We start from the raw sequence: 6,561 nt of genomic DNA on the forward strand, positions 1-6,561 counted from the left end.
CCGTAACGGCGATATCTTTCATCCCCTCGCCCCGGCGCTGATGAAATACCACCAGCGCGTCAAACAATCCCTGGACCCGGCCGGCATCCTCAATCCCGGCCGGATGTACCGCGGATTCTGAGCCGCGCCGGACATCACGCCATGCAAACCCGACTCGTTGACAGTATCCGCGACACCGCCCAGGGCAAAGAGGCCGACCGCATTCTGCGCACCTGCGTGCATTGCGGTTTCTGCAATGCCACCTGTCCCACCTATCAGTTGCTGGGCGACGAGCTGGATGGGCCGCGCGGGCGAATTTATCTGATGAAACAGGTGATGGAGGGGCACGCCCCGACCCGCCACACCCAGTTGCATCTCGACCGCTGCCTGACCTGCCGCAATTGCGAAACCACCTGCCCGTCCGGCGTGGAATACGGCAAGCTGGTCGACATCGGTCGTGAGCTGGTGGAGCAACGGGTAGCCCGCCCGGCCGGCGAAAGACTGTTTCGCAAACTGCTGTTGAGCGTGCTCCCCTATCCTGGCCGCTTCACGCCGCTACTGCGCCTGGGCCAACTGGTCCGTCCACTGCTACCGGGTGCCCTGCGCGCCCAGGTGCCGCCGCGCGTCCATGCCGGGACCTGGCCCGAAGCGCGTCATGCCCGACGCATGCTGGTATTGGACGGTTGCGTACAACCCGGTATTGACCCCGGCATCAATGCAGCGACCGCACGTATTCTCGACCGGATCGGAATCAGCCTCGTACGCACGCCGGATGCCGGCTGCTGCGGCGCGGTAAGTCATCATCTGAATGCCACGGATGAGGCGCATGCCACCATCAAGCGCCTGATCAATGCCTGGTGGCCGGAAGTCGAACAAGGTGCGGAAGCGATCGTAATCACGGCCAGCGGCTGCGGCGCGATGGTGAAGGAATACGGCTACCTGCTGCGCGATGATCCCGACTACGCCGACAAGGCTGCACGCGTCTCGGCGCTGGCGCGTGATATCAGTGAAGTGCTGGACAATGAACAAGTGGACGCGATCAAGCTGCCCAAAACGCAGCGCGTCGCCTTTCATCCGCCCTGCACGCTGCAGCACGGACAGAAGCTGCGCGGCAAAACCGAGCAACTGCTTGGCAGGCTTGGTTTCGAGCTCGTGCCGGTAACCGACGGCCATTTATGCTGCGGCTCTGCCGGCACCTATTCGCTGCTGCAGCCGGAACTCTCCACTCGGCTGCGCGACAACAAACTGCGCAACCTGCTGGAACACAACCCCGAATGCATCGTCACCGCCAACATCGGCTGCCAGACTCACCTGGCCGCGGCCGCCGGCATCCCGGTGCAGCACTGGATCAGTGTGCTGGACGTGGCGTTGTCACGAACAGAAGGCTAATCCCTCGTCAATCGTGCGTAGTTTTAAGATTGCACGCCGCTAGCATATGAAACACGCCACTGACAGCAATTTTCGGACTAGAGCGTCACCTTACGCTTGGTATCCTGATCCTGCTTTATCTTGAATGGGTTATGGGCTGGCCACCAGGCATGTGCCTGGCGTCGGATCGAGGCCGGCACCTCGGACAGCCATTCGGATTTTGGATCGAGATATTCAGCAAAGGCGGCAGCCCGAACCCGATCAGAGCGTCTCTTGGCGTATCTAGCCTCAAAAGCATATGCCCACGCATCCTGGGGCAATATCACCTCATGCATCCTGGCCCACTCAACCGCCCGGTCAATAAAGCGATCATCGCCAGTTTTTTTATGGATCCAGGCGGCCACTTGTATCAGCGTATACCAATTACCGAGAAGACCTTCAGGATCATATTGAATATTTCTATAGGCTTTGGTGAGCGCATTAAAACTATCATCATCGCGAGCCAAAGCGGCATCGACTACAGCGCGCGAAAGGCTGGTCTCAAAAATATTTCCCGGATCACTGGCATGCACATTCAATAATTTGCTTATATTCGTCAATGCATTCCGCTGGTTTGCATCTGAAACGGCCATAGCGAAATAGGGGAACAATGATCCAACGTGGTATTTATCTTCAAGCGGATAGAACACATCATACGCAAGAAATGCCTTAAGAGACTGATCTGGCCGACCCGTCTTCAATAAGACATAGGGATACATAAATCCTACGGCTTCGTCCTGCGCATATGGATTTAGCTCTAAAACCTCTCTCTTACACTTAGCAGTAAAAGGCTTTGGCGTCTTTACTTATGTCGCCACCAAGATTTAAACGAATGGCAAGCGTTCCAGTTTTAGTCAGGTAAAGCATCACCGCACCATGGGCAATATCGATGTTCGATATAGACTTGACCTTGGCCAGACTCTGCGACCGATCAATAACTGCCTGCTGAACCAAATAGTGCGCAGCATTACGGGCCTGAGAATCGCCATGCGAGCCTGTTAAGTAGCCACTCGCCCAGGCAAGAATTTTATCAAAGGGCACACTCTCCATGCGCTGCCCAATTACCTGGGATTTCCAGATATAAACCGAATCAAATCGCGGTGCCAGTTGCGTGAATCCAGCTTCAGCCTGACTATGCAATCCAGCCAAATGCAGTATCGTCAGGTAGTCACGAAATCCAGCAGCATCGTTGTATCGCTGTCCAAGCAGGTAGGCGGCCTGAATTGCAGCGCCGTAATCGTTGCGAACAAAAGAAAGATACTTGGTCGCAAGAAATTGCCAGGACGACCCAACATCAAGGTTTGAGGCAACCTCATACAGAGGCATTGCCTCCTTATAACGACCCAACCAATACAGCTCACGACCAGCCACGTATGCGCGATAACCTGTAGCGACCCGATCATTATTTGGCGGATTAGTGAAATCCGGGAATGACATGAAAGTCTTGGATGCCTCAGCATAGTTAGCATCCTCAATCTGATACTTGCCCAGACTGAAATAGGTATCCCAGCTCGCACTCTTCTGGGCAATCGTTTTTTTCAGCAAATCGACTGCCTGCTTTCGCTCTCCCTTATCGGCAAGCAAGCCTGCAACAAATGAAGCCTTTTTCGGCGCGCCATCAAAACGACGCTTAAGCATCTCATCCAGGGCAGAACCCGCAAGCTTGTTTTCCTTGTGTGCCTGAACTAGCAGGTCGAAATCCATATTCTCATACGGCAGGGCATCAGGCCGATTATTGTCGTCATCAACGGCCATACTGGAAGGGTAATCGCATCGCGGCATCCCACAACTGGATATCATCGGGTAACGCGATGCCACTTGTGTGGGAACGAATCTTTCCAAATATGAAGTTAACGACCTGCCAGCATTGGAATATAGATTTTCACCTCCACTGTACTTGACCGTTTTTGCAGCCAGAACAAAGGCCTTCTCCTGTGCATACGCTTTAGCATCTCCTTGCAGAGAATCCGCATGCTCGTATAACGCATAGGCATACCACTGCATAAATTCAGGCTTACCCATAAACCAGGGCTCAATCTCTCTGGCAAGACGTATAGCCGCGCCGTAACTGCCGTAGATATTCACATCCCGCTCAAGCTGTCGCATAAGATTTGCTACAGCGATATTTCTATATAGCGCCCAGATATCAGATGCTACTATTTCGCCATCATATTTATGATGCGTCGATTGGTGGTACTCACCAGAAGCCGAATCGAATATCTTCTTGAAGATTGCATAATCCTGAAGATCTGAAGAATATGCCCCGCTCGCAAATATGCCTCTTAACTGACTCTTCAGGTCTGAATCGAACTCAGGAAACAATCCATACAGGCTTGAAAAGTACTTGATGTTATTGGGTGCATACCATCCGTCATAATCACGACCCGCTGACAGGATCAGATTAATCCACTGCGGGGATGGTGCGGAAAGTGAAATCCCGTTCTCAACGTTTTTCTTATAATAAACGTCACCAATATTCCTTAACTCCAGATACGCCATTATCCGAAGAACCGGATTGTTTATCTTTGGAACAAGCCGTTTTAATTGGGGATAGTTGCCATTCAGGTAATCAATGAAGGCTTTTCCTGAATTACTGTGAGAATTTGACAAAACATCCAAAGCAGACTGGCGACGATACAAATAAAACAGAGCCCGCGCAGACAGGAGTGGGTAATCTTTTGACTTTGGGTCAACATGGGAAAGTGCAAGCAATGACCGTTCGAACAAGCGCTTACGCTCATAGTGCATTCGCTTAGGAGTCAACATCGCGACCAGCTGCAGATACACAGCATTGTCCAGCGGCGTCTTAGCCGCTTGCGGCAGGTCACTGATATGGCTTGGGATTTTTGGCAGGCCAGCTTGACTCAACTCAACCGGTGCAGATTGCCCTGGAGGGCGGCCAACTAATGCGGCAACAGCCGCCGGAGCAAGACGCCTGAATATTGCCTCACATCTTTTTTTGCCATCATTACGGAACTCAGTTGAAAATCTCTTGATGATCCGCCCTCGATGATCCGCCAGGACAATATAGATCTGCCCTTTGATTGATAGAGGTTGATGCGCTTTGTAATCGAATAATGTATGCCTGCTTTTGAAATCAAGATAGACATGCACAACCTGCGCGCCAACACGCCAGGCGAGCCTGTTTATCGCCGGGTAATCCAGGTGCACCTTGCGCTTCCCAAGCAGGCGCATGGCAAACTCGGGGGACATGACCCGCTTGCCGGTCGCTTCATGCAAGGCCATCGCCAGCCAACGGGCGGACATCAGTCGAGCCACCCGGTCGTAATACCGGAGATTTTCCTCTACAGGGAGAACGATGTAGTCGTACTTATCGTTACCTAGCCGCTTCTGCGCTCGGGCCCGCTCACCACGCTGCCAGACCTCATTAATCTGGATTCCATTCGCGGCATGTGGTGCAAGCCTTGTGATGCGGTAACGCAGGTCCTCGACATCGCGTGCTTTTCTGGGGTCAAGACGATCCCGCAGCGCCGCCTCACTTTTGGCCACTTGATACGCCCGGTATCGTGCCTGGATATACGGGTAGACCAGATAAGCCGCCGAGACAAAAAGTATCATCGACAGCAGGAGAGTTCTTCGCGGAATGGCACGATTTAACATAATGACCGTCCCTGTCTATTGAGTAATCCTTCACCGCATGCACCCAACGAAAGCCGCTTTGGGAGCCCATCGGGATCTGAACCAGTGTTTCGCAGCCAAGACTACCCAAATTCGCGCCGCCCAGCGACTTGCGAATCATTCGTATTTAACCCTGTCGAGTCAAAGACTGTCCGGTGCAGCACTGGATCAGCGCGCTGGATGAAGCACTGTCCAGCCACCGCTGACTCTATTGAAGCCTGAACTGTCCGACCAACGTCTGTAGACGCTCGGACACGCCACCCAGTTGGCGGCTAGCGGATTCAAGCTGTTGCGTTCCGGCAGCGGTCTGCTCGGCCACCTGGGTGATGGCAATGATGTTGCGATTGATCTCCTCGGCCACGCTGCTCTGCTCGCCCGCCGCCGTGGCAATGTGCCCGTTCATGTTGCTGATGGTCGAAACAGCGGTATTGATGGATTCGAGCGAGGTGCGCGCCTCCCCGGCCTGTTCGACGCTGGCGCGGGCCCGAGTCTCGCTCTTGCCGATCACGTCGATCGCCTGCTTGGTGCCGGTACGCAGCCCCTCGATCATTTCATGGATCTGCGCGGTCGCCTGCTGGGTGCGTGCAGCCAGACCGCGCACCTCATCAGCCACTACCGCAAAGCCACGCCCCTGTTCGCCCGCGCGCGCCGCTTCGATGGCGGCATTCAGCGCCAGCAGGTTGGTTTGCTCGGCAATGCCGCCGATGACCTCCAGGATTTCTCCGATCCGCTCGCTGTCCTTGCCGAGGCCGGCCATGACCTGGGTGGCCGTGGATATCTCGGTCGCCAGCGCCTCGATGGCAGCCGTGGTCTCGGCCACCACGCCGCGCCCTGTCGTCGAGGCCTGATCTGCATTCTGCGCCGCCTGTGCCGCCTCGCTGGCATGGCGCGCAACCTCTTCGGCCGTGGCCGCCATTTCGGTAATGGCCGTGGCAAGCTGATCGCTTTCTTCCTGCTGGCTGATGGCGCCCTTGTCGGTTTCGCCGGTGATAGCCGAGATGCGTTCCGCCGCACTCGCCAGTTCCGCCGTTGATCCGGCCACCTGGACCAACAAGGCCTGGATTTTGCCGGCAAAGGTGTTGAAAGCCTGCCCCAGCTCACCGATCTCATCCCTGGAGGTCGTTGCGATACGTGCGGTGAGATCACCATCGCCTTCCGCAATATCCCGCAAAGCGGCAACGGTTGCATTCAATGGACGCGTAATCGCACGGCTCATGAACCAGGCGACCAGTACGCCCAGCGCCAGGCCGATGGCAAGCAGGACGGCGATCACAAAGCGGGTATTGGACACACTGGACATGATCCGTTGGTTGGAGATATTTACCTCGGCACTCAGCTGCTTGACCAGTCCGTCAAGATTCGCATTGATCTTTTCCTGCAGCGGTCCGATCTCGGTACGGATCAGATAAGCGTCGGCGCGCCATTTCTCTCCGCCCTGGATAGCTTCCAGCTGCTTGAGGCTCTTTTTATACCGGGGATAGGACTGTTTGAAATCGTCATACGCCGCCGATTGCTCAAAGGACATGGTGGACTCGT

5 protein-coding genes are annotated in these 6,561 nt (G+C 54.9%); 2 read left to right on the forward strand and 3 right to left on the reverse strand.

All coding sequences use genetic code 11. The annotated features are described in order from the left end of the window. Both P8Y64_13670 and glcF read left to right on the forward strand, forming a co-directional pair. The coding region (locus P8Y64_13670) for an FAD-linked oxidase C-terminal domain-containing protein (GenBank protein ID MEJ2061509.1) at positions 1 to 121 on the forward strand (121 nt) is incomplete at its 5' end. A gap of 20 nt (positions 122 to 141) precedes the next feature. Next, positions 142 to 1,368: a glycolate oxidase subunit GlcF gene (gene glcF, locus P8Y64_13675; GenBank protein ID MEJ2061510.1), complete on the forward strand. Its 1,227-nt coding sequence runs from the start codon at positions 142 to 144 to the stop codon at positions 1,366 to 1,368. Between the two features lie 77 nt (positions 1,369 to 1,445). On the opposite strand, the gene P8Y64_13680 is transcribed toward glcF, so the two are convergent. The 3 genes from P8Y64_13680 to P8Y64_13690 all read right to left on the reverse strand — a co-directional run. Continuing rightward, on the reverse strand, positions 1,446 to 2,105 hold the full coding sequence (locus P8Y64_13680; protein ID MEJ2061511.1) for a hypothetical protein: 660 nt from the start codon (positions 2,103 to 2,105) through the stop codon (positions 1,446 to 1,448). A 58-nt stretch (positions 2,106 to 2,163) separates the two neighbouring features. Further along, positions 2,164 to 5,007 carry a hypothetical protein gene (locus tag P8Y64_13685; GenBank protein ID MEJ2061512.1) on the reverse strand — a complete coding sequence of 948 codons (2,844 nt, stop codon included), beginning with the start codon at positions 5,005 to 5,007 and terminating at the stop codon, positions 2,164 to 2,166. Between the two features lie 226 nt (positions 5,008 to 5,233). Next, on the reverse strand, positions 5,234 to 6,561 hold a 1,328-nt coding region (locus tag P8Y64_13690; protein MEJ2061513.1), incomplete at its 5' end, for a methyl-accepting chemotaxis protein.

The sequence above is a fragment of the Gammaproteobacteria bacterium genome (assembly GCA_037388465.1).
In the GTDB taxonomy this organism is placed as follows: Bacteria; Pseudomonadota; Gammaproteobacteria; order SpSt-1174; family SpSt-1174; genus JARRKE01.

What these genes read in the sequence shown, in the direction of transcription:
- P8Y64_13680 (MEJ2061511.1), bottom strand. Translation starts at nt 2,105, where the DNA reads ATGTATCCCTATGTCTTATTGAAGACGGGTCGGCCAGATCAGTCTCTT.
- P8Y64_13685 (MEJ2061512.1), bottom strand. Translation starts at nt 5,007, where the DNA reads ATGTTAAATCGTGCCATTCCGCGAAGAACTCTCCTGCTGTCGATGATA.
- glcF (MEJ2061510.1), top strand. Translation starts at nt 142, where the DNA reads ATGCAAACCCGACTCGTTGACAGTATCCGCGACACCGCCCAGGGCAAA.